This window comes from Achromobacter sp. LC458, from assembly GCF_001005835.2.
Classification (GTDB): Bacteria; Pseudomonadota; Gammaproteobacteria; order Burkholderiales; family Burkholderiaceae_B; genus Achromobacter; species Achromobacter spanius_B.
Genome location: NZ_LBHW02000011.1, coordinates 44,920 through 70,063 on the forward strand (window position 1 = coordinate 44,920; position 25,144 = coordinate 70,063).

At 65.9% G+C, this 25,144-nt stretch carries 29 protein-coding genes; 17 read left to right on the forward strand and 12 right to left on the reverse strand.

The annotated features are described in order from the left end of the window. Positions 1 to 168: 168 nt before the first annotated feature. From mog to YH64_RS11570, 3 genes are all read left to right on the forward strand, one after another. The gene (gene mog, locus YH64_RS11560; protein WP_046804381.1) at positions 169 to 801 is read left to right on the forward strand and encodes a molybdopterin adenylyltransferase; all 633 of its coding nucleotides are present in this window, start codon (positions 169 to 171) and stop codon (positions 799 to 801) included. 63 nt (positions 802 to 864) lie between these two features. Continuing rightward, positions 865 to 1,203, forward strand: coding sequence for a hypothetical protein (locus tag YH64_RS11565; protein ID WP_046804382.1), 339 nt, complete (start codon positions 865 to 867; stop codon positions 1,201 to 1,203). 53 nt (positions 1,204 to 1,256) lie between these two features. Next, positions 1,257 to 2,078: a peptidoglycan DD-metalloendopeptidase family protein gene (locus YH64_RS11570; protein ID WP_046804491.1), complete on the forward strand. Its 822-nt coding sequence runs from the start codon at positions 1,257 to 1,259 to the stop codon at positions 2,076 to 2,078. A gap of 33 nt (positions 2,079 to 2,111) precedes the next feature. On the opposite strand, the gene YH64_RS11575 is transcribed toward YH64_RS11570, so the two are convergent. The 3 genes from YH64_RS11575 to YH64_RS11585 form a co-directional block, all read right to left on the reverse strand. Continuing rightward, positions 2,112 to 2,399: a hypothetical protein gene (locus YH64_RS11575; protein ID WP_046804383.1), complete on the reverse strand. Its 288-nt coding sequence runs from the start codon at positions 2,397 to 2,399 to the stop codon at positions 2,112 to 2,114. Between the two features lie 175 nt (positions 2,400 to 2,574). Continuing rightward, complete coding sequence (gene infA, locus YH64_RS11580; protein WP_006221179.1) at positions 2,575 to 2,838, reverse strand: translation initiation factor IF-1; 264 nt, start codon at positions 2,836 to 2,838, stop codon at positions 2,575 to 2,577. A 602-nt stretch (positions 2,839 to 3,440) separates the two neighbouring features. Further along, entirely contained in the window at positions 3,441 to 3,878 is a 438-nt protein-coding gene (locus YH64_RS11585; RefSeq protein ID WP_046804384.1) for a GFA family protein, read from the reverse strand. Between the two features lie 204 nt (positions 3,879 to 4,082). Here YH64_RS11585 and phnC point away from each other — a divergent pair, with 204 nt between their 5' ends. From phnC to phnE, 3 genes are all read left to right on the forward strand, one after another. After that, positions 4,083 to 4,925, forward strand: a complete 843-nt coding sequence (gene phnC, locus YH64_RS11590; protein ID WP_046804385.1) for a phosphonate ABC transporter ATP-binding protein — start codon at positions 4,083 to 4,085, stop codon at positions 4,923 to 4,925. A gap of 65 nt (positions 4,926 to 4,990) precedes the next feature. Next, entirely contained in the window at positions 4,991 to 5,974 is a 984-nt protein-coding gene (gene phnD / locus YH64_RS11595; protein ID WP_046804386.1) for a phosphonate ABC transporter substrate-binding protein, read from the forward strand. 29 nt (positions 5,975 to 6,003) lie between these two features. After that, positions 6,004 to 6,798 carry a phosphonate ABC transporter, permease protein PhnE gene (gene phnE / locus YH64_RS11600; RefSeq protein WP_046804387.1) on the forward strand — a complete coding sequence of 265 codons (795 nt, stop codon included), beginning with the start codon at positions 6,004 to 6,006 and terminating at the stop codon, positions 6,796 to 6,798. On the opposite strand, the gene YH64_RS11605 is transcribed toward phnE, so the two are convergent. The 3 genes from YH64_RS11605 to YH64_RS11615 form a co-directional block, all read right to left on the reverse strand. After that, the gene (locus YH64_RS11605; protein ID WP_046804388.1) at positions 6,795 to 7,307 is read right to left on the reverse strand and encodes a GAF domain-containing protein; all 513 of its coding nucleotides are present in this window, start codon (positions 7,305 to 7,307) and stop codon (positions 6,795 to 6,797) included. The genes phnE and YH64_RS11605 overlap by 4 nt on opposite strands. Continuing rightward, positions 7,304 to 8,278 (reverse strand): tripartite tricarboxylate transporter substrate binding protein, encoded by a 975-nt coding sequence (locus YH64_RS11610; protein WP_046804389.1) that lies wholly within the window; start codon positions 8,276 to 8,278, stop codon positions 7,304 to 7,306. Before YH64_RS11610 ends, YH64_RS11605 begins: the two co-directional genes overlap by 4 nt. 132 nt (positions 8,279 to 8,410) lie before the next feature. Then, positions 8,411 to 10,246, reverse strand: a complete 1,836-nt coding sequence (locus tag YH64_RS11615; RefSeq protein WP_046804390.1) for a gamma-glutamyltransferase family protein — start codon at positions 10,244 to 10,246, stop codon at positions 8,411 to 8,413. A 117-nt stretch (positions 10,247 to 10,363) separates the two neighbouring features. On the opposite strand from YH64_RS11615, the gene YH64_RS11620 reads away from it, so the two are divergent. After that, positions 10,364 to 11,338, forward strand: coding sequence for a LysR family transcriptional regulator (locus YH64_RS11620; RefSeq protein ID WP_046804391.1), 975 nt, complete (start codon positions 10,364 to 10,366; stop codon positions 11,336 to 11,338). Here the strand turns inward: YH64_RS11620 and phnN are convergent. The 4 genes from phnN to phnF all read right to left on the reverse strand — a co-directional run bounded on the left by phnN (position 11,335) and on the right by phnF (position 14,677). Then, positions 11,335 to 11,925 (reverse strand): phosphonate metabolism protein/1,5-bisphosphokinase (PRPP-forming) PhnN, encoded by a 591-nt coding sequence (gene phnN, locus YH64_RS11625; protein WP_046804392.1) that lies wholly within the window; start codon positions 11,923 to 11,925, stop codon positions 11,335 to 11,337. The genes YH64_RS11620 and phnN overlap by 4 nt on opposite strands. Beyond that, a complete protein-coding gene (locus YH64_RS11630) occupies positions 11,922 to 12,665 on the reverse strand; it encodes a DUF1045 domain-containing protein (protein WP_046804393.1) in 744 nt (247 codons plus the stop codon). The genes phnN and YH64_RS11630 overlap by 4 nt, the downstream gene beginning before the upstream one ends. Positions 12,666 to 12,667: 2 nt before the next feature. After that, positions 12,668 to 13,861: an alpha-D-ribose 1-methylphosphonate 5-triphosphate diphosphatase gene (locus YH64_RS11635; protein ID WP_046804394.1), complete on the reverse strand. Its 1,194-nt coding sequence runs from the start codon at positions 13,859 to 13,861 to the stop codon at positions 12,668 to 12,670. A 93-nt stretch (positions 13,862 to 13,954) separates the two neighbouring features. Further along, entirely contained in the window at positions 13,955 to 14,677 is a 723-nt protein-coding gene (gene phnF, locus YH64_RS11640) for a phosphonate metabolism transcriptional regulator PhnF (RefSeq protein ID WP_046804395.1), read from the reverse strand. A gap of 195 nt (positions 14,678 to 14,872) precedes the next feature. Here phnF and phnG point away from each other — a divergent pair, with 195 nt between their 5' ends. From phnG to YH64_RS11685, 9 genes are all read left to right on the forward strand, one after another. Beyond that, complete coding sequence (gene phnG / locus YH64_RS11645; RefSeq protein ID WP_046804396.1) at positions 14,873 to 15,343, forward strand: phosphonate C-P lyase system protein PhnG; 471 nt, start codon at positions 14,873 to 14,875, stop codon at positions 15,341 to 15,343. A 76-nt stretch (positions 15,344 to 15,419) separates the two neighbouring features. Next, on the forward strand, positions 15,420 to 16,067 hold the full coding sequence (phnH, locus tag YH64_RS11650) for a phosphonate C-P lyase system protein PhnH (RefSeq protein WP_185975372.1): 648 nt from the start codon (positions 15,420 to 15,422) through the stop codon (positions 16,065 to 16,067). Position 16,068: 1 nt separating this feature from the next. After that, positions 16,069 to 17,184 carry a carbon-phosphorus lyase complex subunit PhnI gene (locus YH64_RS11655; RefSeq protein ID WP_046804398.1) on the forward strand — a complete coding sequence of 372 codons (1,116 nt, stop codon included), beginning with the start codon at positions 16,069 to 16,071 and terminating at the stop codon, positions 17,182 to 17,184. A 41-nt stretch (positions 17,185 to 17,225) separates the two neighbouring features. Continuing rightward, entirely contained in the window at positions 17,226 to 18,146 is a 921-nt protein-coding gene (locus tag YH64_RS11660; protein WP_046804492.1) for an alpha-D-ribose 1-methylphosphonate 5-phosphate C-P-lyase PhnJ, read from the forward strand. Then, on the forward strand, positions 18,143 to 18,919 hold the full coding sequence (phnK, locus tag YH64_RS11665; RefSeq protein ID WP_046804399.1) for a phosphonate C-P lyase system protein PhnK: 777 nt from the start codon (positions 18,143 to 18,145) through the stop codon (positions 18,917 to 18,919). Before YH64_RS11660 ends, phnK begins: the two co-directional genes overlap by 4 nt. A 2-nt stretch (positions 18,920 to 18,921) precedes the next feature. Continuing rightward, on the forward strand, positions 18,922 to 19,662 hold the full coding sequence (gene phnL, locus YH64_RS11670; protein ID WP_046804400.1) for a phosphonate C-P lyase system protein PhnL: 741 nt from the start codon (positions 18,922 to 18,924) through the stop codon (positions 19,660 to 19,662). Continuing rightward, a complete protein-coding gene (locus tag YH64_RS11675) occupies positions 19,644 to 20,843 on the forward strand; it encodes an alpha-D-ribose 1-methylphosphonate 5-triphosphate diphosphatase (protein ID WP_046804401.1) in 1,200 nt (399 codons plus the stop codon). Before phnL ends, YH64_RS11675 begins: the two co-directional genes overlap by 19 nt. Before the next feature lie 25 nt (positions 20,844 to 20,868). After that, positions 20,869 to 21,411 carry an MOSC domain-containing protein gene (locus tag YH64_RS11680; protein WP_046804402.1) on the forward strand — a complete coding sequence of 181 codons (543 nt, stop codon included), beginning with the start codon at positions 20,869 to 20,871 and terminating at the stop codon, positions 21,409 to 21,411. Between the two features lie 125 nt (positions 21,412 to 21,536). Next, positions 21,537 to 21,971, forward strand: coding sequence for a hypothetical protein (locus tag YH64_RS11685; protein ID WP_046804403.1), 435 nt, complete (start codon positions 21,537 to 21,539; stop codon positions 21,969 to 21,971). 115 nt (positions 21,972 to 22,086) lie between these two features. On the opposite strand, the gene YH64_RS11690 is transcribed toward YH64_RS11685, so the two are convergent. Next, positions 22,087 to 22,461, reverse strand: a complete 375-nt coding sequence (locus YH64_RS11690; protein WP_046804404.1) for a hypothetical protein — start codon at positions 22,459 to 22,461, stop codon at positions 22,087 to 22,089. Between the two features lie 180 nt (positions 22,462 to 22,641). Beyond that, positions 22,642 to 23,883, reverse strand: coding sequence for a dicarboxylate/amino acid:cation symporter (locus YH64_RS11695; RefSeq protein WP_143215339.1), 1,242 nt, complete (start codon positions 23,881 to 23,883; stop codon positions 22,642 to 22,644). 309 nt (positions 23,884 to 24,192) lie between these two features. On the opposite strand from YH64_RS11695, the gene YH64_RS11700 reads away from it, so the two are divergent. Beyond that, complete coding sequence (locus YH64_RS11700) at positions 24,193 to 25,092, forward strand: SMP-30/gluconolactonase/LRE family protein (protein ID WP_046804405.1); 900 nt, start codon at positions 24,193 to 24,195, stop codon at positions 25,090 to 25,092. Positions 25,093 to 25,144 lie beyond the last annotated feature (52 nt).

Sequence of the window (25,144 nt, forward strand, 5' to 3'; positions counted from 1 at the left end):
GTCCGCGGGCGGGTTGGTGGGGGCGAGGACGCCTTTTTCCTGGGAAAGAATGCGATAGCATCGTCATCGCGGCCGTCTTCTGGATTTCCATGATTGACCGCCGCGCCGCCCGCCTTATTGCCCGGCGGACCCGTTCCCCCTTGTCGCTTTCAGCCATCGCCACCGCCTATGACCACGCCCACCCGAATCGCCCGCCGCCATCCCGACGACCTGATCATCGGCCTGGTGTCCGTCTCTGACCGCGCCGCCACCGGCGTTTACCAGGATCAGGGCCTGCCCGCCTTGCGGGAATGGCTGGGGACGGCGCTGGTGTCGCCGTGGCAGGCGGTGGACCGCCTGATTCCCGACGAGCCCGCGCGTATTTCCGAAACACTGATTGAACTGGTGGACATCTGCGGTTGCGACCTGGTGCTGACCACGGGCGGCACCGGCCCCGCCCGCCGCGACGTCACCCCCGAGGCCACGCTGGCCGTGGGCACCAAGGAAATGCCCGGCTTTGGCGAACAGATGCGCCAGATCAGCCTGCGCTTCGTGCCCACCGCGATCCTGTCGCGCCAGGTGGCCGTCATCCGCGAAACGCCGTCGCACGCCGCGTTGATCGTGAACTTGCCGGGCCAACCGAAGTCCATCCGTGAAACGCTGGAAGGCTTGAAGGGCGATGACGGCACGGTGATCGCGCCGGGCATCTTCGCCGCGATCCCGTATTGCATCGACCTGATCGGCGGGCCGTACGCCGAGACCCGCCCCGAGATCATCGACGCCTTCCGTCCCAAATCGGCCCGTCGCGCCCCGCAGTCCTGACCGGCTGCTGCGTTATAGTTTTGGCCGTTCCGTCCACTTATTTGCCTAAAGAGTCCTACCGTCATGAAGGTTCGCATCGCCCTGTCCCTCGCCGTCCTGACCGCCTTGTCAGCCTGCGCCAACGTGCAAGACGTGCGCAAGCGCGACCCCGTTTTCTACGGCGCCACCCAGCGCACGGCCGACGACTACACGACGTGCGTGGCCGACGCCTGGAAGAACATGGGCGTCAACTTCAAGCGCCAGGAAATCCGTAACGGGTTTGAACTGGTCCAGGAAGACAGCCTGGGCGTGGAAGCCGTGCTCAGCACGACTACCTGGAAGGGCAAAACCGAAGCGCGCCTGTCCACGCGCATCGCCCGCCGCGACCAAAGCATCATCGAACCGGCGAACCTGTGCCTGTAAGCCGTCTGATCCTGCGCCGCGACGTTCTGCGCCTGGGCCTTGCGGTGGCGGCCATGGCTTGCGGCCTGCCGGCGCGCGCCGCCACGCAGCAAGGCTTTATTTCGCGCAAGCTGAACGCGCCCGTGCCGGGCGGCGTTGCCATCCTGCCGCTGGGCGATGCCGACCGTGCGCCCGAGGTCACCTTCCTGGACCGCCGCGTGATGGTGGTGCGCGAAGAGGGCAAGCAGTGGATCGCCGTGCTTGGCATTCCGCTTAGCGTCAAACCGGGCGAGCAGCAGGCCGTGGTGCGCGATGCCAACGGCGAACGCAAGGTGTCGTTCTCAGTTGGCGCCAAGGAATACGTGGCGCAGCACATCACCTTGAAGAATCCGCGTCAGGTCGACCCCAACCCGGACGACATGAAGCGCATCGAACGCGAAATGGCCGAGCAAAGCGCGGCCAACCGGACCTACCGCGCCGGCGTCACGCCCAGCAACCTGTTGCTGGACCGCCCGGTAAGCGGTGGTCGTCTATCCAGCCCGTTCGGGCTGCGCCGCTTTTTCAACGGGCAGGAACGCAACCCGCATTCGGGCCTGGACTTTGCCGTGCCCGCGGGCACGCCGATCAAGTCGCCGGCGGCGGGTGTGGTGGTGTTGGTGGGGGATTATTTCTTCAACGGCAAGACGGTGTTCGTCGACCATGGCCAGGGCTTCATCAGCATGTTCTGCCACATGTCGGCCATTGACGTGAAGGTGGGGGATGAGGTGCCGCGTGGCGGCGTGGTTGGCAAAGTCGGCGCCACCGGGCGCGCCACCGGGCCACACCTGCACTGGAATGTCAGCCTGAACGATGCGCGGGTCGATCCCGCCATTTTCATCGGGGCGTTCAAGCCCTGATGCAGCGCCGGGCGTGGCTGCCCGGCCGGCGCGTTACGCCGTGGCGGCCTGCTGCGCGATTTTGTTCAGCACGAACTGATGCATGCGCTCGGCATATTCCATCTGCTGGCGCACATGAAGCTGTTCGGCTTCCTGTTCGTCCAGGCAGTTGTCGTACTTGATCTTGGCTTCGGCGTAGGTCAGGCCGGTGTTGCGCAGGCTGTTGATGAACGCCTCGCGCGATTGACGCAGCAGGCGCAGCCCTTCCTCCCCTTTGGCGAATTTTCTTCGCGTCCGGGAAAGCTGGTCAGCAGCGGCTTGCAATTCTTCTGTGAAATCCATCTTGCTTCATGCGTATCCCGCCAGACATTGCGCCTGACCGGGTTGCCATTTTTTCACGAACGGACGTTCCACGCATTACGGCATGTCGCGGTTTGGCCTTAAGGGCGGTAAGGCCCCGGACCGGTGCGACATAAAGACAGGGAGCCGGCCTTGTGGCCGGCCCTGAGGTCCTGACTTAACGGCGGTATTGCTGGGGACGGTGCGGCGCGGGTGCGCGCTCGTCTTTGTGACGGAAGTTGATGCGGCCCTTGGTCAGGTCATACGGCGACATTTCCAGGGTGACGCGATCGCCCGCCAGGATGCGGATGCGGTGCTTGCGGATACGGCCGGAGGCGTAAGCGCCAACTTCGATGCCGTTGTCCAGTTTGACGCGGTAGCGGCTATCGGGCAGCACTTCGTCAACAATGCCATCCAATTCGATGAGTTCTTCTTTAGCCATTCTCTACTCCTTGATCAATACGCGCAGCCAGGCCGGCGGCATGACGCGCCGCACGAAGCGGCAAGCGCGTTGGACACAGATAACCAGGTCCAGCGGTTGAACGTAAAACGTTCGGGCAAGCGCGGGTAATGGCCACGGCATCCCGGGTGGATGTCTGAAATGACGGATACTCGCGCAGCGTGGGCAATGTGCGCGCACGGCGCGGCTTGGTCGCGATACCGTGCAAATGCACAGCACCGGAAGAAGCGGGTTGGAACTTTTGCTGCGTGCCTTGCGGCGCAGAGGGCTGCGGCGCGTGGGACAGTCGTGACGTCGCCGACAGTAGGAAGGTCGCCCGGCAAGGTTCAACCAAACCGGGGGCAGCCTGGGTATCTTGGGGGGTGACCCGAAGGAGTACAGGTTGGCACGCAGAGTGACCGAAGCCCGGTTTTTGCGGAAAAATCACGGACTTATGTTACTGCAAAGCGCGCCGATTAGCCAGTATTTATCTGCGGCAAAGCCGCGATAGTTGCTGCTGGACGACTCATGGGCGCCCCGGGGGCAAACACACAAGCCCGCGCGGTCTGTTCTATTTATGGGGGCAAATCGCGCCGCTTCAATGCCTAGGTGACGTTTTGCGCCTGCGCGTCCGGTTCGACTACGCCGGGGAAGTCGTCCGGGTATTGCGGCAGGTCGTCTGTGATGTCGAACCATGGCGCCTTGCTGGCCACGTGGCAGTGCGCGGCGGGCTTGACGCCCGGGTCGTCGTCCAGCGCGCCCAGCGGCAGGCCATAGGTGTCGGGCGTCTGATCAAAGCGGCTTAGCAAAGGCGTGCCGCAAGCTTCGCAAAAACCGCGATAACTGCCGGGTGACGAGGCATACCAGGTGACGTGGTTTTCGCCCTTGGTCCATTTGAAATCAGACACTTGCACGGAAGCACGGCTGCGGAAAGCCGCGCCGTGGGACTTGCGGCACATGATGCAGTGGCAATTCAGGGCGTTGGTGAGGGGGCCGTTGATCTCGTAAGCCACGCGGCCGCACAGGCAGGAACCGGTAATCATGATGAGCGCCAAGCGAGTGGGGGATTTACTGAATATACCCGCGCCGACCCAGGCTGCAAGCCGTCGGCGGCGGCGATTGTGACGGATCTCTTTCAGTGCGTTGCTGACCCCGGTTTTTATCCCATCCGAATTGTCCGCCGGGTCATCGCGCTGTCATGCCGCGAAAACAGAATGCGCCCATGACCACAGACAAGGGGATCAGCGATGACGGTCGCCATTGAAGTACAGGGCTTGAGCAAGACCTTCCATGCCGGAGCCAAGGCGCTGGACAACGTCAGCCTGCAAGTCGCCGACGGCGAAATGGTGGCGCTGCTGGGCGCGTCCGGTTCGGGCAAGTCCACCTTGCTGCGCCATCTGGCCGGCTTTGTGGCCGGGGATGCGGGCCAGGGCAGCGTGACCGTCAACGGTCAGCTTATTCAGCAGCATGGCCGGCTAAGCCGCAACGTGCGCGCCGCGCGCGCCGGCATCGGCTTTGTGTTTCAGCAATTCAACCTGGTGGGCCGCCTGCCGGTGATTACCAATGTGTTGACCGGAATGTTGCCGCGCGTGCCGCTGTGGCGCAGCCTGACCCGCTGGTTCCTGCGCGCCGAGGTGCGTCAGGGCCTGGATGCGCTCGCCCAGGTTGGTATAGACGACTACGCATTTCAGCGCGCCTCGACGCTGTCCGGCGGGCAGCAGCAGCGCGCCGCCATTGCCCGCACGCTGGTGCAGAACGCGCGCGTGATCCTGGCCGACGAACCCATCGCATCGCTGGACCCCGAATCGTCGCGCCGCGTAATGGACACGCTGGCCCACATCAACCGCACGCGCAAGGTGGCGGTGGTGGTGTCGTTGCATCAGGTGGATGTGGCGTTGCGCTACTGCCCGCGCGTAGTGGCGTTGCGCCACGGCAAGGTGGTGTACGACGGCCGCGCCGCCGACCTGACCCCCGAAATGCTGCGCGACCTGTACGGCTCTGAACTGTCCGAGCTGCTTCCCGAATACACGCAGCAGTCGCCCGCCATGCCGGCGCTGGCGCCGCTGTCGCGGTTGGCGCACGCCGCCTGATCCGATCCTTGATTGCAACGCCGCGACCCCACGGCCTTTTCACCGTATCCACCCCGGAGTCATCCATGCTACGCAGAACCTTCTTTACCCTGATCGCCGCCGCCGCGCTGTCCACCCAGGCCGTCGCGCAAGACGCCAAGACGTTGAACTTCGGCATCATCTCGACCGAATCGTCGACCAACCTGAAGTCGGTCTGGCAGCCCGTCATCGACGACCTGAGCCGCGCCATCGGCGTGCCGGTCAAACCCTTCTTCGCCTCGGACTACGCGGGCATCATCGAAGGCATGCGCTTTAACAAGGTGCAGATGGGCTGGTTCGGCAACAAGTCGGCGATTGAAGCCGTGGACCGCGCCAAGGGCGAAGTGTTCGCGTCGGTGATCGACAAGGACGGCAACCCCGGCTATTGGTCGCTGCTGATCGTCAACAAGGACAGCAACCTGAAGACGCTGGACGACGTGCTGAAAAACGGCGGCAAGCTGAGCTACGGCGCGGGCGACCCCAACTCCACGTCCGGCACCGCCGTGCCCGGGTACTACCTGTGGGCCGCCAACAAGATCGAACCCAAGACGTTCTTCAAGACGGTGCGCGCCAGCAACCACGAAACCAATCTGCTGTCGGTCATCAACAAGCAGGTGGATGTTGCCGTCAACAACACGGAAGCGCTGGAGCGCTATCGCCTGAATACGGGCAAGGACGCCAACGACAGCGTGCGCGTGCTGTGGAAGTCGCCGTTGATTCCGGCTGATCCGCTGGTCATGCGATCGGACCTGCCGGCCGACTTGAAGGGCCGCATCCGCGACTTCTTCGTCAACTACGGCAAGGGCAAGGACGCCCAGCGCGAATTGGCCAACCTGAAGGCGCTGACGTACCAGGGCTTCCGCGCGTCGGATAACCAGCAGCTCGTGCCCATCCGCCAGATCGAATTGGCCCGTGAAAAGGCCAAGGTAGAAGGCGACAGCACGCTGGGCCAGGCCGAAAAGCAAAAGCAGTTGGCCGACCTGGACGGCAAGCTGGCCGCGCTGGGCCAACCCGCCGTCGCCAAGCAATAACTTTCCTGATCGCCATCCATCGGACCGCCATGAGCCTAGCCACCCATTCCCCTCGCCTGCCCACCGCGCCGCGTTCTTCGCTGCCGGTCTTGCTGGTCTGGGCCTTTGTTCTTGCACTGCTGGTGATGTCATGGGGCGGCGCGGACATGCGGCCGATGGATCTGTTGCGCGACTCGGGCAACATGGCGCAGTTTGCCGCCGACTTCTTCCCGCCGAATTTCCGCGACTGGCGCATGTACCTGGACGAGATGATCGTCACCGTGCAGATCGCGGTGTGGGGCACGTTCCTGGCCATCGTGGTGGCCGTGCCGCTGGGTCTGCTGTGTTCGTCGAACATGGTGCCGGCGTGGGTCTACCAGCCCATGCGACGCCTGATGGACGCGTGCCGCGCCATCAATGAAATGGTGTTCGCGATGCTGTTCATCGTGGCCGTGGGCCTGGGTCCGTTCGCGGGCGTGCTGGCCTTGTGGGTGCACACCACCGGCGTGCTGGCCAAGCTGTTCTCGGAAGCCGTTGAAGCCATCGATCCGCGTCCGGTCGAAGGCGTGCGCGCCACCGGGGCCAACGCGTTGGAAGAAATCGTGTACGGCGTGATCCCGCAAGTGTTGCCGCTGTGGATCTCGTATTCGCTGTACCGCTTTGAATCCAACGTGCGCTCGGCCTCGGTGGTCGGCATCGTGGGCGCGGGCGGCATCGGCACGGTGCTGTGGGAAATCATCCGCAGCTTCCGCTACGCCGAAACCTGCGCGGTGATGATCATCATCGTGGCCTTCGTGGTGGCCATCGACATGTTGTCCTCGCGCATCCGGCGCGCGCTGATCTAGTCGGCGCGGCGCAGCGCCAGCAGGGCGGGCAGGGCCAACAGGCCCGCCAGCCTAGCGTGGTCGATATCCGCGTCCGACACCTTGGGGCGCGGCATCAGGAAGTTGACGGTGCCCAGACAAACCCCGTCATACGACACCGGCACGTTGATGACCGATTGCAGGCCCAGTTCGCGGATGGCGTCGTGGTCGTTGAAGAATTCGCGGATGGCGGCTTCGCCTTCGCCCACGAACACGCGCTGGTCCAGCAGCACGTGCTGGCCCCACGGCGTGCCGCGCTTGTCCTTGCTGCCGCCCGGCGGATAGGCGTCGGGGTTCGAGCTGTACAAGCGCACCACGCGCATGGTGTCGGCGTCAAAGCGGTTGACGGTGCACAAGGCATGTTCAAGCCGGCCATGGGCGTAGGCGTCAATGGCCTGCAAGGCCGCCGTCGCGTCCGCGGCGGCGTAGGCTTGTGCAATGGCCGACACGCCGGCTGCCGCCGGCGTCACGGAAGTCGGCGTGGCGTTCATTCCGCCGTGATCCCCAGTTCCTTGATCAGCTTGCCGTACTTGTCGGCATCGCGCGCCAGGATCTGGCCGAACTGCTCGGGCGTCGTTTCCGTCAGCAGCACGCCCATGTCGCCCATCTTCTTGATCACGTCGGGGCGCTTGAGGATCAGGTTGATCTCGCGGTTCAGGCGCGCGGTCAGCTCCGGCGGCATGCCGGCCGGGCCGAACGCGCCGTACCACACCGACAGCTCATAGCCCGGCAGCGTTTCGGCCACGGTCGGTACCTCGGGCAACAGCGGCGAACGGTTTTCTTCGGTCACGGCCAACAGCTTCAGCTTGCCCGACTGCACGTGCGGCAGGGTTTGCGTGCCGGCGCTGAACAGCACCTGCGTACGACCGGCCACGGTGTCCAGCACCGCGGGCGCGCCGCCACGATAGGGGATGTGCATCATCTTCACGCCGGCGGCTTTCTCGAACAGCGCGGCGCTCAGGTGGTTGGTCGACCCTTGGCCGGCCGAGGCATAGGCCACCGCATCCGGGCGGTCTTTCACGTAGGCGATGAATTCCTTCACGTTGCTGACGGGCACCGAGGGGTGCACCACCATCGTGTTCGTCACCAGCGCCAGTTCGGCGATGGGCGTGAAGTCCTTGACGCCATCGAACGGCATGTTGGAATACAGCGCCTGGTTCATCGTGTGCGTGCTCATCGAGCCCACCAGCAGCGTGTAGCCGTCCGGCTTGGCGCGCGCCACGAAGGTGGTGCCGATGTTGCCGGACGCGCCCGACCGGTTCTCCACGATGACCGGTTGGCCCAGCGATTGCGTCAGCCCTTCGGACAGCACGCGGGCCAGAATGTCGGTGGACCCGCCCGCGGCCCACGGCACGATCAGCGTGATCGGCTTTTCAGGCCAGGCGGCCTGGGACAAGGCGGGCGTGGCCAGGGCCAGGCCTAGCGCACACACGCGCATCAGTCGTTGGAAAGACAGTTTCATGGTGATTACCCCTGTGTAAGTGCCGGTCTGGACGCCGGCTGTTTGAAAAAGTGGATGTGATTCGTGAATGCGGTTTGCGGTTTGCGGTTTGCGGTTTGTGGTTTGCGTATGCGTGTTCAATGCCGCCTGTTGTCACCGGCCAACGGCGTACCCCTGCATGCCGCGCGGGTTGGCCCCCGCGCGCAGCAGCAAGCCGCCGCCCATGCCCGGTTCACGCGTGCACGCGCTGATGCGCCCTTCGGACCAGGCGGGGCCGACCTTGACGTCGTGGCCCGCCGCGCGCAGCGCGTCGATGGTGGCCTCGGGCAGACGCGATTCCACCGTCAGGCGGTTCAGCGTTTGCGTGCGTGGCCAGAACGATCCCGGGAAGTGATCGATGTGCCAGGACGGCGCGTCGATGGCTTCCTGCAAATTCATACCCATGGCGTGACGCAAGAAGAACGCCACCGTCCATTGGTCCTGCTGGTCGCCGCCCGGCGTGCCGAACGCCATATAAGGTTGCCCGTCGCGCAGCACCAGGCCTGGCGACAGCGTCGTGCAAGGGCGCTTGCCCGGTTGCAGCTGGCCGGGCACGCCATCGTCCAGCCAGGTCATCTGCAAACGGGTCGTCAGCGGAAAGCCCAGGCCCGGCACGACCGGGCTGGACGACAGCCAACCGCCCGACGGCGTGGCGGCCACCATGTTGCCGTCGCGGTCAATCACGTCGATTTGGCAGGTGTCGCCCACGAATATCTCGCGCGCGGCCCATTCGGCCACGGGCGGCAAGGCCGCGAACGTGGGTTCGCCCACGCCAAAGCGGGTGTCCGAGGCGGCCAGCGTGCGGGCCGCGGCGTCCAGGTCCGGCAGGCGGGGCGCCAGGCCGGCCGGGCTGCCGGGGCGGAAATCCGGCGACGCGTTGGCGCCGATCAATGCCGCGCGTTCGCGGGCATAGGCGTCGCTTAACAGCGCGGCCAGCGGCACCGGGGTGAAGTCGGGGTCGCCATACCAGGCGGCGCGGTCCGCGAAGGCCAGCTTGGCGGCTTCGGCAATGCGGTGCACGAATTGCGGCGAGGTCGGGTCCAGCCCGTCCATGCCCAGATGCCGCAGCATTGCCAGCTGCTGCAAATGCACCGGCCCTTGCGACCACACGCCGCACTTGGCCACGGTGTAGCGGCCGTACTGGGTGGTAACAGGTTCGTCGTAGGTGGCGCGCCAATCGGCCATGTCGGACTTGCGCAGCAGGCCACGGTTGCGCTGCCCCGTGGTGTCGCGCACCGGCTCATTGGTGTAGTAGGCGTCGATGGCATCGGCCACAAAGCCGCGATACCAGCAGTCCAGCGCGGCGTCGATGCGCCCGCGCCGGTCGGTGCTGGCGGCGTGCGCCTCGTCCAGGATGCGCGTGTACGTATCGGCGATGGCGGGCGTGCAGAACAGCGAATCGGGCGCGGGTACGCGGCCGTCGGGCATCCAGACGTCGCGCGAGGTGGTCCATTCATCACGAAACAGCGCCTGCACGGCCAGCACGGCCTGCGACACGCGCGGCACCAGCGGGAAGCCGTTGCGGGCGTAATCGACGGCGGGGCGCAAGACGTCGGCCAATTCCCACGTGCCGTAGTCGCGCAGCAACGTCAGCCAGGCGCCGAACGCGCCAGGCACGGTGGCCGGCAGCAGCCCGATGCCGGGCACCATCTCCACGCCCAGCGCGCGGAACGCGGCCGGCGTGGCCAGCGCGGGCGCGGGCCCCTGGCCGCACAGCGCGCGCATGCGCTTTTCGTTTTCGTTCCAGAGCAGGATGGGCACTTCGCCGCCCGGGCCATTCAGGTGGGGCTCGACGATTTGCAGCGTGAAGCCGCCGGCCACGGCCGCGTCGTAGGCGTTGCCGCCGCGTTCCAGCACGCCCATGGCTACCTGCGACGCCAGCCAATGTGTGGACGACACAACACCAAAGGTGCCGCGAATTTCAGGACGGGTGGTAAAGGATGCGCTCATGGGGCGGCTCGGTGACAGGCGGGGAACGACCGCAGTATAGGGTCGTGAAATAACTGGAATCATCTTTATGGGCATGATTCAATAACCGTCCGGTTATAGAACGCCACCGAGTACCGCATGAGCTGGGACCCCACCCGACTGTCCAATCGCCTGAAGCACCGTCATCTGGCCCTGCTGGCCAACATTGCCCGGCATGGGTCCCTGACTCGTGTGGCGGCGGCTACCGGCATCAGCCAGCCCGCCGTCACCAAGGCGCTGGCCGAACTTGAAGATATTTTCGGCGGGCCGCTGTTCCTGCGCAGCGGTCGTGGCCTGTTGCCCACGCCGCTGGGCAACCTGGCGCTGGTGCGCGCGCGCCACCTGCAAAGCGACCTGGACCTATGGGCGCGCGAAGTCCAGGCGCTGCATGCCGGCCATTCCGCGCACCTGAACGTGGGCGTGGTGCCCTACGTGTCCAGCGCCTTGCTGACCGCCGCCATCAGCCGCCTGCATCAGCGTTATGGCGTCACGTTGACCCTGCATCGCGCGACCACGGACCACCTGGTGCCCATGCTGCGCCGCCACGAGCTGGATTGCATCATCAGCCGGGCCACGTCCACCGTGGCGCTGGATGACCTGATGCACAAGGTCCTGTACCGCCAGCGGCCGCGCCTGATCGCCCACAGCAGGCTGGCGCAACGGCTGGCGCGGCGCAAGCCGGATTGGGCCGCTGTCGCCGCCATGGATTGGGTGCTGCCCGCCGCCAACACCCCCACGCGGCAATTGATCGTTGAACACTTCATCCGCGCGGGATTGCGGCCGCCGTCCCCCGTGCTGGAAGCCTATTCCACGGATGTCATCGAAGGCATGTTGACGATGAACGAAACGCTGATATCCGTGGTGCCGGAAGACATCGCGCGCGAGCTTTGCCAGCGCGGAAAGCTGGGCATGCCGCCCTGGGACTTCGGGTGGGAACTGCCGCCCATCAACCTGATCCGACGCAAACGCGATCAGGTGCTGGCGGCCGAGGAACGGTTTTCGGAGATCCTGCTGGACCTGTGCGGCGACGCGGGGGCGTCCATTGGTACGGGGGCGGCCCCGGCTCCGGCCTAAACGGCGATTGTTCGCCGCACGATGTCCAGCAACTCGGCGGCCGCCACATCGGGGTCGGCATCGTTGCTGACGCGCCGTATCACGCACTGCGCCGGCACCGCGTAGTCCTGCGACGCGCGTGCCAGCCGTTGTGCGATCTGCTCGCCGCTTTCACGGCCCCGGCCCGCCAGCCGCTGCGCAAGCAGCGCCGGGGCAACGGTCAGCGCTACCGCCGTCAACGCGGGATAGCGCGCGTGCGCGATGGGCAGGTGCGCGCGCGAACCGTTCACGATCACCACCGCGCCACACGCCAGCCAGGTGTCGATTTCGATGCCGATGCCGTATTGCAGCCCGTGGCTGGCCCAACGCATCGCAAAGCAACCCAAGGCCGCGCGGCTGTCGAATTCGTCAGGCGTCAAAGACAGCGCGTCTTCCGTGGCGCCGCTGTCGCGCGTGATGTAGCGGTGCGCCACCAGCACGGGTTCATGCGCGTGCAATTGGGCGCGCACACGACGCAGCAGCGTGTCCTTGCCGCTGCCCGATGCGCCCATCAAGTAGATCAGCCGCGCGCCGCAAGCCGGCGGCGGAACCGGTGCGGGCCCGGTCATGGCGCGGGGGCGCCTTGCAAGGCCTGCACGCCGATGGCGTCTGTTTGCGCGCCGTCGAAATGGTAGTGGCGCGCGGCGACGAAATCCGCACCCGGCTCCGGCTGCACGAACAGGCTGACGCCAGACACGGGCATGGCCTGCCCGCGCAACGGCTCGGCAAAGGCGGCCACGCTGTGTTGCGCCGCGGCCAGCGCGTCGCCTTCCAACTTGCCGGTCAGGGTGATGTGGAACGTGTACGTATCGAAGACATAGGGGTAGCCCCAGCGCGCCAACATGGCTTGCTGCGCGGGCGTCAACGCAGTGGCCTGGCGCCTTGCCAGTTCGTCGGCGGTGGGGGGCGCACGCAGGGCGTCAAGATCGCGCACGGCCGCGTCCGCCAAGGCCTGGATGTGGCTGTGGCCATCGGCATCCGCCTGCGCGATGCGCCAGGCCAGGAAGCCGCGCAGCGTGGCGCATTCCAACATGACGCTAAAAGGCGCAAAGCCGCGCGCAAGCGTGCGAGCCGCGTCGTCCAGCGCCTGCGGGGTCGCGCCCGATGCCAGGCGAAAGGGCGGCTTCAGCGTGGCATGCAGGCCGTAATGGCGTGGCGCGGTAGTCCAGTCGCGCGCGGCGGATGGCATGCCCGGCAGGGGCGGCAGCGCCGCGCCCGTGTCGGCGCAGCGTCCCAGCCAGCGGCTGCCAACATCGCGCCAGGGTTTGGCGGGCGACAGGTACAGGGCGTAGCGATGCGCAAGCGCCATGGTCAGGCCGCCATGCGTTGGCTGTGATCGTCGCCGAAGACCCGCGTGGCATAGCGCAGTTCGCCGCCGACTATGGCGGCCACCACGCGCGGCAGTCCCGGCAGATGGTCGTCCACCACGATGGCGTCGGCGATCAGGCCCGGCGCCAAGGCGCCCCGGTCTTTCAGGCCGGCGGCGCGCGCGGGGTTCATCGACACCAGGTTCCAGGCCCGCGCCAGCGGCAACACGCCGTCCTGCACCAGCCGCATCACGGCGGCCAGCGGCGCGGGGTAGTAGTAGTCGGACGTCAGGACGTCGCACAGCCCGGCCTGGATCATCTGCGTGGCGCCCGGCGCGCCCGTATGGCTGCCGCCGCGCACGACGTTGGGCGCGCCGAAGACCACGGCGTTGCCCAGGTCGCGGGCGACGCAGGCGGCTTCGCGGGTCAGCGGAAATTCGGCTACGCCGCAACCCAGCTGGTGGTAGTAGCGGCGCGTGGCGGCGTCGGGGTCGTCGTGCGAGGCCACCTTCAGGCCCGCGGCCTGCGCGCACAGCGCCAGGTCACGCATGGCGTCCGCCACGGAATCCGCCGCCGACATCGCGGCGCGGATGCGTTGCTGGAAGGTGTCCAGATCGCACTGCGCGCGGTCTGCGTACTGCATCAGCTTGCGTTCATCGCCAAGACGGCGCGCCATGCTGGGCAGGTGATCGTTCAACGCCAGAAAGCGCACCCGGCCATCGCGGATCCACTGCTGCGCCAGGTCCACGCCGCCGATGTGGTGGGTTTCAAAACGCAGGTGCACATAATGCCGTGCGCCCATCATCGGCTTCATGCGCTCCAGCGCGTCGAACATGCGTTCGGCATAGGCTTCGCCGCGCAGGCCGCCTTCCCAGGACAGGGTCACGCCATGGAATTCGGTGGTGATGCCGTTGGCCAACAACTGGCGGTCGACATCGAACAACGCGCTGTCATACGGAAAGGTGACACTGGGGCGCGGCATGATGGCGCGTTCAAACGCGTCGCCGTGCAAGTCCACGATGCCGGGCAGCACCAGCAGGCTGCCGGCGTCGAACCACGGCGCGCCGCGCGCGGGGGCGCTTGCGCCGTCGTCGATCAGTCCGCCTTGAAAGCGCAGGCTGGCCTGTTCAACGCCGCGCGGCGTCAGGATGCGTTGGCCTGTGACACCGGCCAGGGGCGAGGGGGCGTGTGAGTTCATTGCGCCAAGTTATCGGTCTAGCATGACAGCCAGATGTCTAGATGATTGATATTGCATTTTCAGCGTCGGTGCGCGGCACGGCGAGCCGGCCGATCAGCTGTCGTCCGCCACCATCAGCTGCACCAGGTCGCCGACAAAGCGGGTGATGCTGTATTGCAACGGCGCGCCCTCCTGGTCCACGTTCAAGGCTTCCACTTGCAGGATGGGCCGCGTTTTGGGCTGACCCAGCAAGCGCGCGATTTCGGGCGTGGGCAGTGTGGCGGTAATGCGCGACCACTTGCGCGTGTAGTCGCCAATGCCGTAGTGGCCATACACCTTCGACACCGAGCGCAGCGCGGTCAGCCGGTCGGCAAAATCGGGAAAGCGCTTTTCGTCGAAGTAGTGTTCAGAGGTACTGATGGTTCGGTTTTCGGCCTTGCCAACAATCTGCACGCGCAACAACGGCGCAGTGCGAGCCAGGCCCAGGTGCTTGGCGATATCGGCGGCGCGCAGCGTCTGGCTGCCCAGCGCCTCCTGGTGGCCCAGCACGCCCTGGCTACGCAGGTTTTCGGAAAAGCGCGTGCGCTTGCCGATGGCGTAATCAATGGCGTGTTCTTGCACGAACGTGCCGCGGCCCTGTTCGATGCGCACCAGCCCGCTTTGCTCAAGCTCGCCCATGGCGCGGCGGATGGTGTGCCGGTTGACCGAAAACTTGGCGGCCAGTTCGGGCTCGGACGGCAGCTGTTCGCCCGCCATATAGAGCTTGTTGCGGATGTCGTCCGCCAGGGACTCGCCAATTTGCCGCCAGACGGCGATGCCGGAACCTCGTTCGACCATAGGGTGCGCTCTTGCTGTCACATCAGCTTCATGAAGAATGGCTGTGATTGTGCACCATGCGGCGGCGGCCGGGTAGGCGATGTGCAGCCGATGCATCGCCGCCGCAACTGTCATCAAAAATTCACGCCAGACTGTTGAACTTCAATTTCTCAGCGATCATACTTCATCCAGTCGTCTAGACGTGTAGAGGAAATAATGGATCACTCACAAGCAGGGCAGACCGCGGCGAACGCCAGGCGTGCCGCCTGGATGCGCGTGCTGTCGTTGGCCGACCCGGCCGCGCTGGAAGGCGCTTTCAGCGGGCTGGGCGGCGTACCCGCCCACCAGATGCTGCGGCCCGCGCAGACCGGCATGGCGATGGTGCGGGCGCGTAGCGGCGGCACCGGGGCGCGCTTCAACCTTGGCGAAATGACGGTGACACGTTGCGCCGTCACGCTGGCCGACGGCGTGGTGGGCATGGCCTATGTGCAGGGGCGCAGCGCCCGGCACGCCGAACAGGCCGCCGTGGCCGACGCGCTGCTGCAACTGCCCGAATGGCACGACACGGTGGATGCACAAGTGATCCAGCCGCTGGCGCGGGCGCATGCCGACAAGGTCGATGCCCAGGCCCGCGTGGCCGCGCAAACCAAGGTCGAATTCTTCACGATGGTGCGGGGCGAGGACTGACATGCCGACACAGACCATGCAGGCACAAAGCCTGCAAGCACACAGCGCGCAAGCACAGGACCTGCAAGCCCAGGCGATGCCGATCCGCACCGACGTCGCGCCCGCCGCGCCCGCCGCGCGGCGCGGCTTGTTGCCCGGGTTTGCCGACCCCGTCAACGATGCGCAAACCACCTTCCGCGCCGCGCTGCGCGCGTTGGCGCATCCCGGTCGCATCCAGCGGATCACCGCGCGCACCGGCGTGCCCGCCGGGCTTTCGATGGCGATGACGGCGTTGTTGCTGACGCTGGCGGACGGTGACACCCCGCTGTGGTTGCCCCCCGGCGTGAACGAGAACGTCGTGACGTTCCTGCGCTTTCACTGCGGATGCCCCTTCGTGCCGTCGCCGTCGCTGGCCCGCTTTGCCGCCGTGCCGTCCGGCCACGCCGCGCCCGCGCTGTCGGCCTGCCACGCGGGCGACCCGGCGTATCCCGACCTGTCCACCACTTTGCTGATCGACGTCGGCGCGCTGGCCGACGACGGCGTCATGAACGCCGCGCATGACACCGTCAGCCTCGGCGGCCCCGGCATCCAGACCCGTCACACGCTGTCGGTAGCGGGCTTGCCCGACGGCTTTTGGCGCGAATGGCGCCTGAACCACCAACGTTTCCCGCTGGGCGTCGACGTGTTCCTGACGCAAGGCGAGCGGATCTGTGGATTGCCGCGCACCACGCGCGTGGAGAACTGACATGTACGTCGCCGTCAAAGGGGGCGAGCGCGCCATCCTGAATTCCTATCGCATGCTGGACGACTACCGCCGCGGCAACCGCGAGGTGCCCGAGCTAAGCCTGGACCAGATCCGCGAACAGATGCCGCTGGCCGTGTCACGCGTGATGGCCGAGGGCTCGCTCTACGATCCGCAACTTGCCGCGCTGGCGCTAAAGCAAGCCGCCGGCGACCAGATCGAAGCCGTGTTCCTGCTGCGAGCCTATCGCACAACGCTGTCGCGGCTGGGCTATACGCAGCCGATCGACACCGGCGCCATGCGCCTGCAACGCCGCATTTCGTCCACGTTCAAGGACGTGCCCGGCGGCCAGATCCTGGGCCCCACCTACGACTACACGCAGCGCCTGCTGGACTTCACGCTGGCGGCCCAGCGCGAGGCCGACGCGCTGCCCCCGGGCGCTGACGCCCTGGACAGCGACATGCCGCGCGTGACGGACCTGCTGGCGCACGATGACCTGATCGACGCCGAACCCGTGCCCGAGGGCGACCCCGAGCCTTTCGACCTGACGCGCCAGCCGATGGAATTTCCGGCATCGCGCCCGGCACGCTTGCAAAACCTGGCACGCGCCGACGAGGGCTTTCTGTTGTCCATGGGCTATTCCACGCAGCGCGGCTATGGCAACACCCATCCCTTCGCCGCCGAGATCCGCTACGGCACGCTGGAAGTCGACATGATGGTGGAAGAGCTGGGCTTTGCCGTCACGGTGGGCGAAATCGAAATCACCGAATGCCAGATGGTCAGCCAGTTCGCCGGCAACGGCGAAGACGGCCCGAAGTTCACGCGCGGCTACGGCCTGACGTTCGGCTACGGCGAACGCCGGGCCATGTCGATGGCGCTGGTGGACCGTGCGCTAAAGGCGCAAGAGCTGGGCGAGCGCGCCGACTCGCCCGCCAACGATCACGAATTCGTGCTGTATCACAGCGACAACGTCGAGGCGTCCGGTTTTGTGCAGCACTTGAAGCTGCCGCACTACGTGGACTTCCAGGCCAACCTGGAACTGCTGCGCCGGCTGCGCGCCGACCGGCACGCGCCGCAACCCGCTTCCCGCGACCTGATGGACGAGGCTGTTTCGCAATGACCCCGAACACGAATGCAACGCTGAACAACAAGGCGGACGCGATGGCCAACGCCACGGTCCGCGCCATAGCCAACGATCCGGCCACCGCCTCGGCCGCCACGGTCCCGCGCGACGAGCACTACAACTTTGCCTACCTGGACGAATCCACCAAGCGCATGTTGCGCCGCGCCTTGCTCAAGGCCGTGGCCATCCCCGGCTACCAGGTGCCGTTCGGCAGCCGCGAAATGCCGCTGCCGTATGGCTGGGGCACGGGCGGCATCCAGGTAACGGCGGCCATCATCGGCACGGATGACGTGCTCAAGGTCATCGACCAGGGGTCGGACGACACGACCAACGCCATCAACATCCGCCGCTTCTTCGGCCGCGTCACGGGCGTGGCCACCACCACGTCCACGCCCGCGGCGACTATTGTGCAAAGCCGCCACCGCATCCCGGAAACCCCGCTGCGCGAAGGGCAAGTCATGGTGTTCCAGGTGCCCATCCCCGAGCCCCTGCGCTGGTTGGAACCCAGCGAAACCGAAACGCGCACCATGCACGCGCTGGCCGAGTACGGCGGCATGCACGTGAAGCTGTACGAAGACATCGCGCAACATGGCCACATTGCCACCACCTACGATTACCCCGTCATCGTGAACGACCGCTACATGATGCGGCCGTCACCCATCCCGAAGTTCGACAACCCCAAGCTGGACGGCAGCCCCGCGCTGATGCTGTTCGGCGCCGGCCGCGAAAAGCGCGTCTACGCCGTGCCGCCCTACACCTCGGTCAAGAGCCTGGACTTCGACGATCACCCGTTCACCGTGGAAACCTGGGCCGAATGCTGCGACCTGTGCGGCTCGCGGGACAGCTATCTGGACGAGATCATCCTGGACGACGCCGGCACACGCCGCTTTGTGTGTTCGGACACCGAATACTGCAATCACCGCCAAACGCAGCAACGCGACAACGAGGCCGCCGCATGAACGCGCATCCACTGCTTTCCGTGCGCAAGCTGACCCGCACGTGGGACGGCGTGCACGGCTGCCGCGACGTCAGCTTTGACCTGTATCCGGGCGAAGTGCTGTGCATCGTGGGGGAATCGGGCTCGGGCAAAAGCACCTTGCTGTCGGCCGTGTCGCACCAGACCGCGCCCGATGCAGGCAGCGTCTGGTACGACACGCGTGACCAGGGCTTCATCGACCTGGCCGGCCTGCAAGGCGCGCGGCTGCGATTGTTGTCGCGCACCGATTGGGGCTTCGTGCGGCAGAACGCCCGCGACGGGCTGCGCATGCAGGTCAGTGCGGGCGCCAATATCGCCGAGCGGCTGATGGCGGTGGGCGACCGGCACTACGGCGACCTGCGCGCCGTGGCGGGCAACTGGCTGCAAAAGATGGAGATCGACGTGGGCCGGCTGGACGATACGCCGGTGTCGTTTTCCGGCGGCATGCAGCAGCGTCTGCAAATCGCCCGCAACCTGGTAACGCACCCGCGCCTGGTGTTCATGGACGAACCCACGGCATCGCTGGACGTGTCCGTGCAGGCGCGGCTGCTGGACCTGCTGCGCCAACTGGTCACGGACCTGGGCCTGGCCGCCATCGTCGTCACGCATGACCTGGCGGTGGCGCGGCTGCTGGCGCATCGCACGCTGGTGATGCGCGGCGGCGTTGTGGTTGAAAGCGGGCTGACCGACCAGATTCTTGACGACCCTCAACACCCCTACACCCAGTTGCTGGTGTCTTCCATTTTGCAGAGCTGACCATGCATGCATCCTTACCCATGATCGAAGTGCGGGGGCTGGTGAAACGGTTCACGCTGCACAACCAGGGCGGCATGCATCTGCCCGTGCTGGATGCCGTGGACATGACCGCCGCCGCCGGCGATTGCCTGGTGCTGGCCGGCCCGTCGGGCACCGGAAAAAGCACCTTGCTGCGTTGCCTGTATGGCAACTACCTGGCTACCGAAGGCAGCATCCGCGTGCGCGCCCATGATGAATGGGTCGAGCTGGTGGGCGCGCCCGAACAGCGCATCCTGGCGCTGCGCCGCGACGTCATCGGCTACGTCAGCCAGTTCCTGCGCGTCATTCCCCGGGTGTCCGCGCTGGACGTGGTGGCCGAGCCGCTGCGCGTGGCGGGCGTGGACGCCGCCGATGCGCGCGAGCAGGCCGGCGCCTTGCTGCAACGCTTGAATGTGCCGCCGCGTTTGTGGGGCCTGGCGCCCGCCACGTTTTCCGGCGGCGAGCAGCAGCGCGTCAACATCGCGCGCGGCTTTATTGCGCGCCATCCGATTCTGTTGCTGGACGAACCCACGGCGTCGTTGGATGCCGACAACCGCCGCGTGGTGATCGCGCTGATCCACGAAGCACTGGCGGCGGGCCGCTGCCTGCTGGGCATCTTTCACGACGCCGAAGTGCGCGACGCCGTTGCCACCCAAACCCTGGCGCTGCGCCCCGCGCCGCCCGCCACGCTTGCCCTGGAGCCCTCATGCCAAGCTCATACCTGACCCATGCCCGCGTGATCATGCCCGACCGCGTGCTGGAGAACAGCGCGGTGCTGATCGATGACGGCCGCATCGTGGCCATCGAGCCGGACGGCGCGCGGGCGGACCGCGTGGTGGACCTGCAAGGCCAGACCTTGATGCCCGGCTTGATCGACCTGCATTGCGACGCCATCGAAAAGGAAGCGGAGCCTCGCTCGCGCGTGCTGTTTCCGTTCGATTTCGCGGTGGCGCAGGTCGACCGTCGCAACGCCGCCGCGGGCATCACCACGCCTTTTCATGCGCTGTCTTTCGCCAACAATGAATGGGGCGTGCGCAACAACCAGACGGCGGCGCAGGTGGTGCGCGCGGTGCATGCGTTCCGCCCGCACAGCCTGGTGGACAACCGCGTGCATTGCCGCTACGAAGTCACCGACCCAACCTCAGTGGACGTATTGCGCGCATTGATGGACGAAGGCGCGGTGGACCTGTTGTCGGTGATGGACCATTCGCCGGGGCAGGGGCAGTTCAAGACGCTGGAATCCTATCTGCAATACATGATGGGCAACCACGCCATGAGCCGCGAGCAGGCCGAAGAGGCGGCCCACGCCAAGACACGCGCCAAGGACGGGGCGGTGACGCGCGTGCAGGCACTGCTGGCGCACGCGCATGCGCTCGGCATCGCCACCGCCAGCCACGACGATGATTCCGTGCAGCGCATCGCCACGATGCGCAACCTGGGCGTGTCGATGAGCGAATTCCCCATCACGCTGGACACGGCGCGCGCGGCGGTTTCCTGCGGCCTGCCCACCATTCTTGGGGCGCCCAACGTGTTGCGCGGGCAAAGCCAGAGCGGGTCGATGCGCGCCATCGACGCCATCCGCGCGGGCGTGGCCAGCTGCCTGTGTTCGGACTACCAACCGTCCACGCTGATCGCCGCCGCATTCGCCGTGGCGGCGCAAACCGACCTGAGCTGGCCGCAAGCCATCGCGCTGGTCACGGCAAACCCGGCCGACGCCTGCGGGCTGGCCGATCGGGGCCGGATCGCGGTGGGCCAGCGGGCGGATCTGGTGGCAGTGGCACAAGTTGGCGCGCTGCCACTGATCAGTCACACCTGGTCGGCCGGCCGGCTGGTATTCTCCACGCACTATCTGCCGACGCGCACGCACGCGGCGGCGTCGCCCGAAGCGCAACGCGAGGCGGCATGACACCCTGTTTTTCCGGAGTACCGCGATGAATCCGATCGTGATTGCCGTGGCGCTAAGCGCAACGCATGCGTTCAGCAAGCCGGTCGTGCCGACCATCCTGCTGGTCAAGGGGCTGGGCGTCGAAGGCGACGCGCATCAGGGGGTGACCGTCAAGCATCGCTCGCGCGTGCGGGCCGACCCCACGCAGCCCAACCTGCGCCAGGTGCATCTGATTCAGGCGGAATTGCACGACGAGCTGCAACTGGCCGGCTTCAATGTGGCCGAAGGCACGATGGGCGAAAACATCACCACGCGCGGTATTGACCTGTTGGCGTTGCCGCGCGGGGCGCGACTGCGTATCGGCGAAGACGCAATCATCGAAATCACCGGCTTGCGCAATCCGTGCGTGCAACTGGACCAATATCAGAAAGGTCTGATGGCCGCCGTGCTGGGCCGCAACCCCGACGGCAGCCTGCAACGGCGCGCCGGCGTGATGGGGATTGTGATCGAGGGCGGGGCGGTCAGCCCGGGCGACAGTATCCGAACCGAGCTTCCCGCACTGCCGCATTTGGCACTGGAACGGGTGTAGCGTCAAAAACATCGCGGGCAGCCACAGACGGGTCGCCGCGCATCTGGTTAAATGGCGAAAGGCGTAACGGCCTGAGGCGCAGCCGATACTTTTTCGGCTCGCCATCCAATTTTCCGGAGCGCGCAATGGCACGATTCAATTTCACCCAAGACCCCGAAGAACCCGATCTGTGGGCGGCCGAAAACGTGCCTGCCGGCGATGGCCGGCCCCCCATTCACGTCATGATCCAGACGGATGGCGAAGAGCCCGACAGCGGCGCCTCCAAGGTGGTCAAGGGCATCATCGACAATCTTGACGATCACATCCTGGCAGCGGCCGAGTTCCTGCTGGATAACTATTCGTACGAGCACTACAAAAAGCTGGGTCTGGAAGACGACCAGTTGCTGCAGGAAGAAACCGCCGACGCCATGGCCGAAAAAGCCGTGCTGCGCGCATTGTGGCTGTTCGACGAAGACGGCGACGGCTACGAACTGTGGTTCACGCTGCCGTGGGATCCGGTCCACACGTATGACGTCGAATTCGAAGACGGCGCGCCGGTGTCGTGCTCGGTCAACGACTAAGCAGTTGAAAACCCGGCCAGGCGCTGAAAGTCCGATCAAGCACTGAAAGCCTGACCCAGCACTGAAAGCCGGTTGCGCGCTCCGCCGATCCGCCCTCGTGGCGGCGGCGGGGTTTTCAGCGGACCAGCTCGAATTTTGTCGACAGGCTTTGCCCCAACGATTCGTCGTAGCGGTAACGCAGCTTGATTGGCTTGCCCTGGCGAATCTGGCCGGGCGGCGTGTCCTCCAGCGACACGTCCATTTCGCGGTTTACGAATTCGGTGCAATCCGTGTCCGCGCGCGCGCCTTCAGGAATGTCGGCCGCCTTGACCTTGATACGAAACGTGGTTTGAGACAGCGTCGTGCCGTCGGTGCGGCTTTGCCGCATCTGTAGCGCGGGCGTGGTGACTGTGCCGGCCAGGTCGCAGGAAATGCGGGTCCAGGCGTTTGCGTCGGCGGCGGCAACCAGGGCGATTGCCGCCAGGATGCCGCGCAGGGGGAGGGGTGTCATGGCATTGCATGGGGCGGGCGCTGCCGGATGGCACGCCGCGCCGCAGGTCAAGAACGGGAAGCCTATGTTGCGCCCGCGCTTGCGGCGCGGTCAAGCGCCCGATCATGTGGCCCGATTACGTGGCCCGATTACGTGGCCCGATCAAGCAGCCCGATCAAGCAGCCCGATCCAACAGCCCGATCAAGCCGCCGCATCGTCGCGGTCGTCTTCCAGTTTCGCAATGACGGCGGTGGCCAGGCTGTTGCCCACCACATTGGTCGCGGTGCGGCCCATGTCGAAAAACTGGTCGATGCCCATGATCAGCAGCAGGCCCGCTTCCGGCAAATGGAACATCGGCAGGGTGGCGGCCACCACGACCAGCGACGCGCGCGCCACGCCCGCCATGCCCTTGCTGGTCACCATCAGCACCAGCAACAGCGTCAACTGCTGCGCAAAGCTCATCTCAATGTTGTAAGCCTGCGCAATGAACAGGACGGCGAACGACTGATACATCATCGAGCCGTCCAGATTGAACGAGTACCCCAGCGGCAGTACAAAGCCCGAAATGCGCTTGGACACGCCAAAACGTTCCAGCGCTTCGATGGTCTTCGGATAGGCCGATTCGCTGCTGGCCGTGGAAAACGCCAGCAAGGTCGGCTCTTTGATCAGCCCGCCCAGGCGGCGCGTGGACTTGCCCAGGAACAGGTAACCGACGCCAAACAGAATCGCCCACAGCAGCGCCAGGCCCAGGTAGAACTCGCCAATCAACTTGCCGTAGCTGACCAGCACGCCCAGGCCTTCGGTGGTGATGGCGGCGGCCATGGCGGCGAACACGCCCAGCGGCGCAAAGCGCATCACGTAGTCGGTGACGCGGAACATGATCTTGGCCAGCTCGTCGATCATGGTGTAGATCGTGTGGTGGCCCTTGCCGCGTATGAACGACAACGCTGCGCCAAAGAACAGCGAGAACACCAGGATCTGCAAGATCTCGTTGTTGGCCATGGCCTCGGCGATGCTCTTGGGGAACACGTGCGCAATGAAGGCCTTGAGCGTGAAGTCGCCCGTCTTCAAGCCCGAGGTGAAGCCCGCGTCGGGTATCGCCAGATTCATGTGCGCGCCCGGCTGGAATAGATTGACCAGCAGCAGGCCCAGCAGCAGCGATACGGCGGAAGCGGCAATGAACCAGACCATGGCGCGCAAGCCGATGCGGCCCACGGCGTTGGCGTCGCTCATGCTGGCCAGGCCCGACACCAGGGTGGCGAACACCAGCGGGGCAATGATCATCTTGATCATGCGCAGGAAAATATCCGTGACCAGACTGAAATACGAGGCAATGTGCGCGGCCTCTGTGGCGTCCTGCGCGGTCTTGTTGCAGAGGTAGCCCACCAGGACGCCCAACACCATCGCGATGCCGATGGCGCGCGTCAGCTTCTTTGTATTCATGATCAAAACGGAAAACGAGGAGCCCGCCGCTGCAAGACCCCGGGGAATGGGGCTGCGCCCGCCGGCACGGGGCGGGAAAGCGGTCCGGTGACGGGTATGCCAGGGCACCGCAGCAAACTGCGGGTTTTCCCTTGGGGCGCGATGTTAACGCTGCACTCCTGACACGCAGTTGTCATGCTGGGGACGTATCAGTAACACCTTCCGGCGTGCCAGAATGGGCCCGCCGCCAAACGGCGTATCAATAAAAACCGGCCCGACCGGGAACATAAAGAACCGGCCCCGACCGGGAACATAAAAGGAGACCAAGCAATGCCGAAACGCGAACTGTCCGTGCTGGCGTCCGGATACACCTATCTGGAAGGCCTGCGGTGGCACGAAGACCGCCTGTGGGCGTCAGACTTCTACACCGAGCAGGTCATCGCCGTGGACCTGGCCGGCAAGATCGAACAGATCTGCCGCGTGCCAGAGCAGCCCTCGGGCCTGGGCTGGCTGCCCGATGGCCGCCTGCTGATCTCATCCATGAAAGACCGCAAGGTGCTGCGCCGCGAGGCCGACGGCACGCTGGCCGTGCATGCCGACCTGTCGGCGCTTACGGGCGGCCCCATCAACGACATGGTGGTGGATGACCAGGGCCGGGCCTACGTGGGCAATTTCGGGTTTGACCTAATGGCCGGCGAGCCGGTCGCGACGACGACGCTGGTGCGCGTGGACACGGACGGCGTGGCGCAGGCAGTGGCCGAAGGGCTGTGCTTTCCCAACGGTTCGTTCATCACGCCGGACGGCAAGACGCTGATCGTCAACGAAACCTTCGGCAACCGGATCTCGGAATTCGACATCCTGCCCACGGGCGCGCTGGGCCCGCGCCGCGACTGGGCCAACTTCGGGCCATTGCCGGATAGCGACGACCTGTCGGTGCTGATCGCCGCGTCGGCCATCGGCCCGGACGGTGGGGCGCTGGACGCGGAAGGCGCGCTATGGGTGGCTGACGCCATCGGCAAGCGGATCGTGCGGCTGGCGCGCGGCAGCCAGATCCTGGAGCAGATCGACACCGGCGAATTCGGCATCTTCGCGGCGGCCCTGGGCGGGCCGGACGGCTGCACGCTATTCATGGCCGCCGCCCCGGATTTCATCGAGGCCAACCGCCGCGCCAAGCCCGAAGGCCGCATTCTGATGACCCGGGTGGACGTGCCGCACGCGGGTCGGCCTTGATGCGGTTGAAGAGGGCGCACGTCAAGGACCCTACGGATCCTTGACGTCCCAT

Bases quoted from the DNA above. Each gene is read 5' to 3' on its own strand.
- mog (WP_046804381.1), top strand. From the start codon at position 169: ATGACCACGCCCACCCGAATCGCCCGCCGCCATCCCGACGACCTGATC.
- YH64_RS11565 (WP_046804382.1), top strand. From the start codon at position 865: ATGAAGGTTCGCATCGCCCTGTCCCTCGCCGTCCTGACCGCCTTGTCA.
- YH64_RS11570 (WP_046804491.1), top strand. From the start codon at position 1,257: ATGGCTTGCGGCCTGCCGGCGCGCGCCGCCACGCAGCAAGGCTTTATT.
- YH64_RS11575 (WP_046804383.1), bottom strand. From the start codon at position 2,399: ATGGATTTCACAGAAGAATTGCAAGCCGCTGCTGACCAGCTTTCCCGG.
- infA (WP_006221179.1), bottom strand. From the start codon at position 2,838: ATGGCTAAAGAAGAACTCATCGAATTGGATGGCATTGTTGACGAAGTG.
- YH64_RS11585 (WP_046804384.1), bottom strand. From the start codon at position 3,878: ATGATTACCGGTTCCTGCCTGTGCGGCCGCGTGGCTTACGAGATCAAC.
- phnC (WP_046804385.1), top strand. From the start codon at position 4,083: ATGACGGTCGCCATTGAAGTACAGGGCTTGAGCAAGACCTTCCATGCC.
- phnD (WP_046804386.1), top strand. From the start codon at position 4,991: ATGCTACGCAGAACCTTCTTTACCCTGATCGCCGCCGCCGCGCTGTCC.
- phnE (WP_046804387.1), top strand. From the start codon at position 6,004: ATGAGCCTAGCCACCCATTCCCCTCGCCTGCCCACCGCGCCGCGTTCT.
- YH64_RS11605 (WP_046804388.1), bottom strand. From the start codon at position 7,307: ATGAACGCCACGCCGACTTCCGTGACGCCGGCGGCAGCCGGCGTGTCG.
- YH64_RS11610 (WP_046804389.1), bottom strand. From the start codon at position 8,278: ATGAAACTGTCTTTCCAACGACTGATGCGCGTGTGTGCGCTAGGCCTG.
- YH64_RS11615 (WP_046804390.1), bottom strand. From the start codon at position 10,246: ATGAGCGCATCCTTTACCACCCGTCCTGAAATTCGCGGCACCTTTGGT.
- YH64_RS11620 (WP_046804391.1), top strand. From the start codon at position 10,364: ATGAGCTGGGACCCCACCCGACTGTCCAATCGCCTGAAGCACCGTCAT.
- phnN (WP_046804392.1), bottom strand. From the start codon at position 11,925: ATGACCGGGCCCGCACCGGTTCCGCCGCCGGCTTGCGGCGCGCGGCTG.
- YH64_RS11630 (WP_046804393.1), bottom strand. From the start codon at position 12,665: ATGGCGCTTGCGCATCGCTACGCCCTGTACCTGTCGCCCGCCAAACCC.
- YH64_RS11635 (WP_046804394.1), bottom strand. From the start codon at position 13,861: ATGAACTCACACGCCCCCTCGCCCCTGGCCGGTGTCACAGGCCAACGC.
- phnF (WP_046804395.1), bottom strand. From the start codon at position 14,677: ATGGTCGAACGAGGTTCCGGCATCGCCGTCTGGCGGCAAATTGGCGAG.
- phnG (WP_046804396.1), top strand. From the start codon at position 14,873: ATGGATCACTCACAAGCAGGGCAGACCGCGGCGAACGCCAGGCGTGCC.
- phnH (WP_185975372.1), top strand. From the start codon at position 15,420: ATGCCGATCCGCACCGACGTCGCGCCCGCCGCGCCCGCCGCGCGGCGC.
- YH64_RS11655 (WP_046804398.1), top strand. From the start codon at position 16,069: ATGTACGTCGCCGTCAAAGGGGGCGAGCGCGCCATCCTGAATTCCTAT.
- YH64_RS11660 (WP_046804492.1), top strand. From the start codon at position 17,226: ATGGCCAACGCCACGGTCCGCGCCATAGCCAACGATCCGGCCACCGCC.
- phnK (WP_046804399.1), top strand. From the start codon at position 18,143: ATGAACGCGCATCCACTGCTTTCCGTGCGCAAGCTGACCCGCACGTGG.
- phnL (WP_046804400.1), top strand. From the start codon at position 18,922: ATGCATGCATCCTTACCCATGATCGAAGTGCGGGGGCTGGTGAAACGG.
- YH64_RS11675 (WP_046804401.1), top strand. From the start codon at position 19,644: ATGCCAAGCTCATACCTGACCCATGCCCGCGTGATCATGCCCGACCGC.
- YH64_RS11680 (WP_046804402.1), top strand. From the start codon at position 20,869: ATGAATCCGATCGTGATTGCCGTGGCGCTAAGCGCAACGCATGCGTTC.
- YH64_RS11685 (WP_046804403.1), top strand. From the start codon at position 21,537: ATGGCACGATTCAATTTCACCCAAGACCCCGAAGAACCCGATCTGTGG.
- YH64_RS11690 (WP_046804404.1), bottom strand. From the start codon at position 22,461: ATGACACCCCTCCCCCTGCGCGGCATCCTGGCGGCAATCGCCCTGGTT.
- YH64_RS11695 (WP_143215339.1), bottom strand. From the start codon at position 23,883: ATGAATACAAAGAAGCTGACGCGCGCCATCGGCATCGCGATGGTGTTG.
- YH64_RS11700 (WP_046804405.1), top strand. From the start codon at position 24,193: ATGCCGAAACGCGAACTGTCCGTGCTGGCGTCCGGATACACCTATCTG.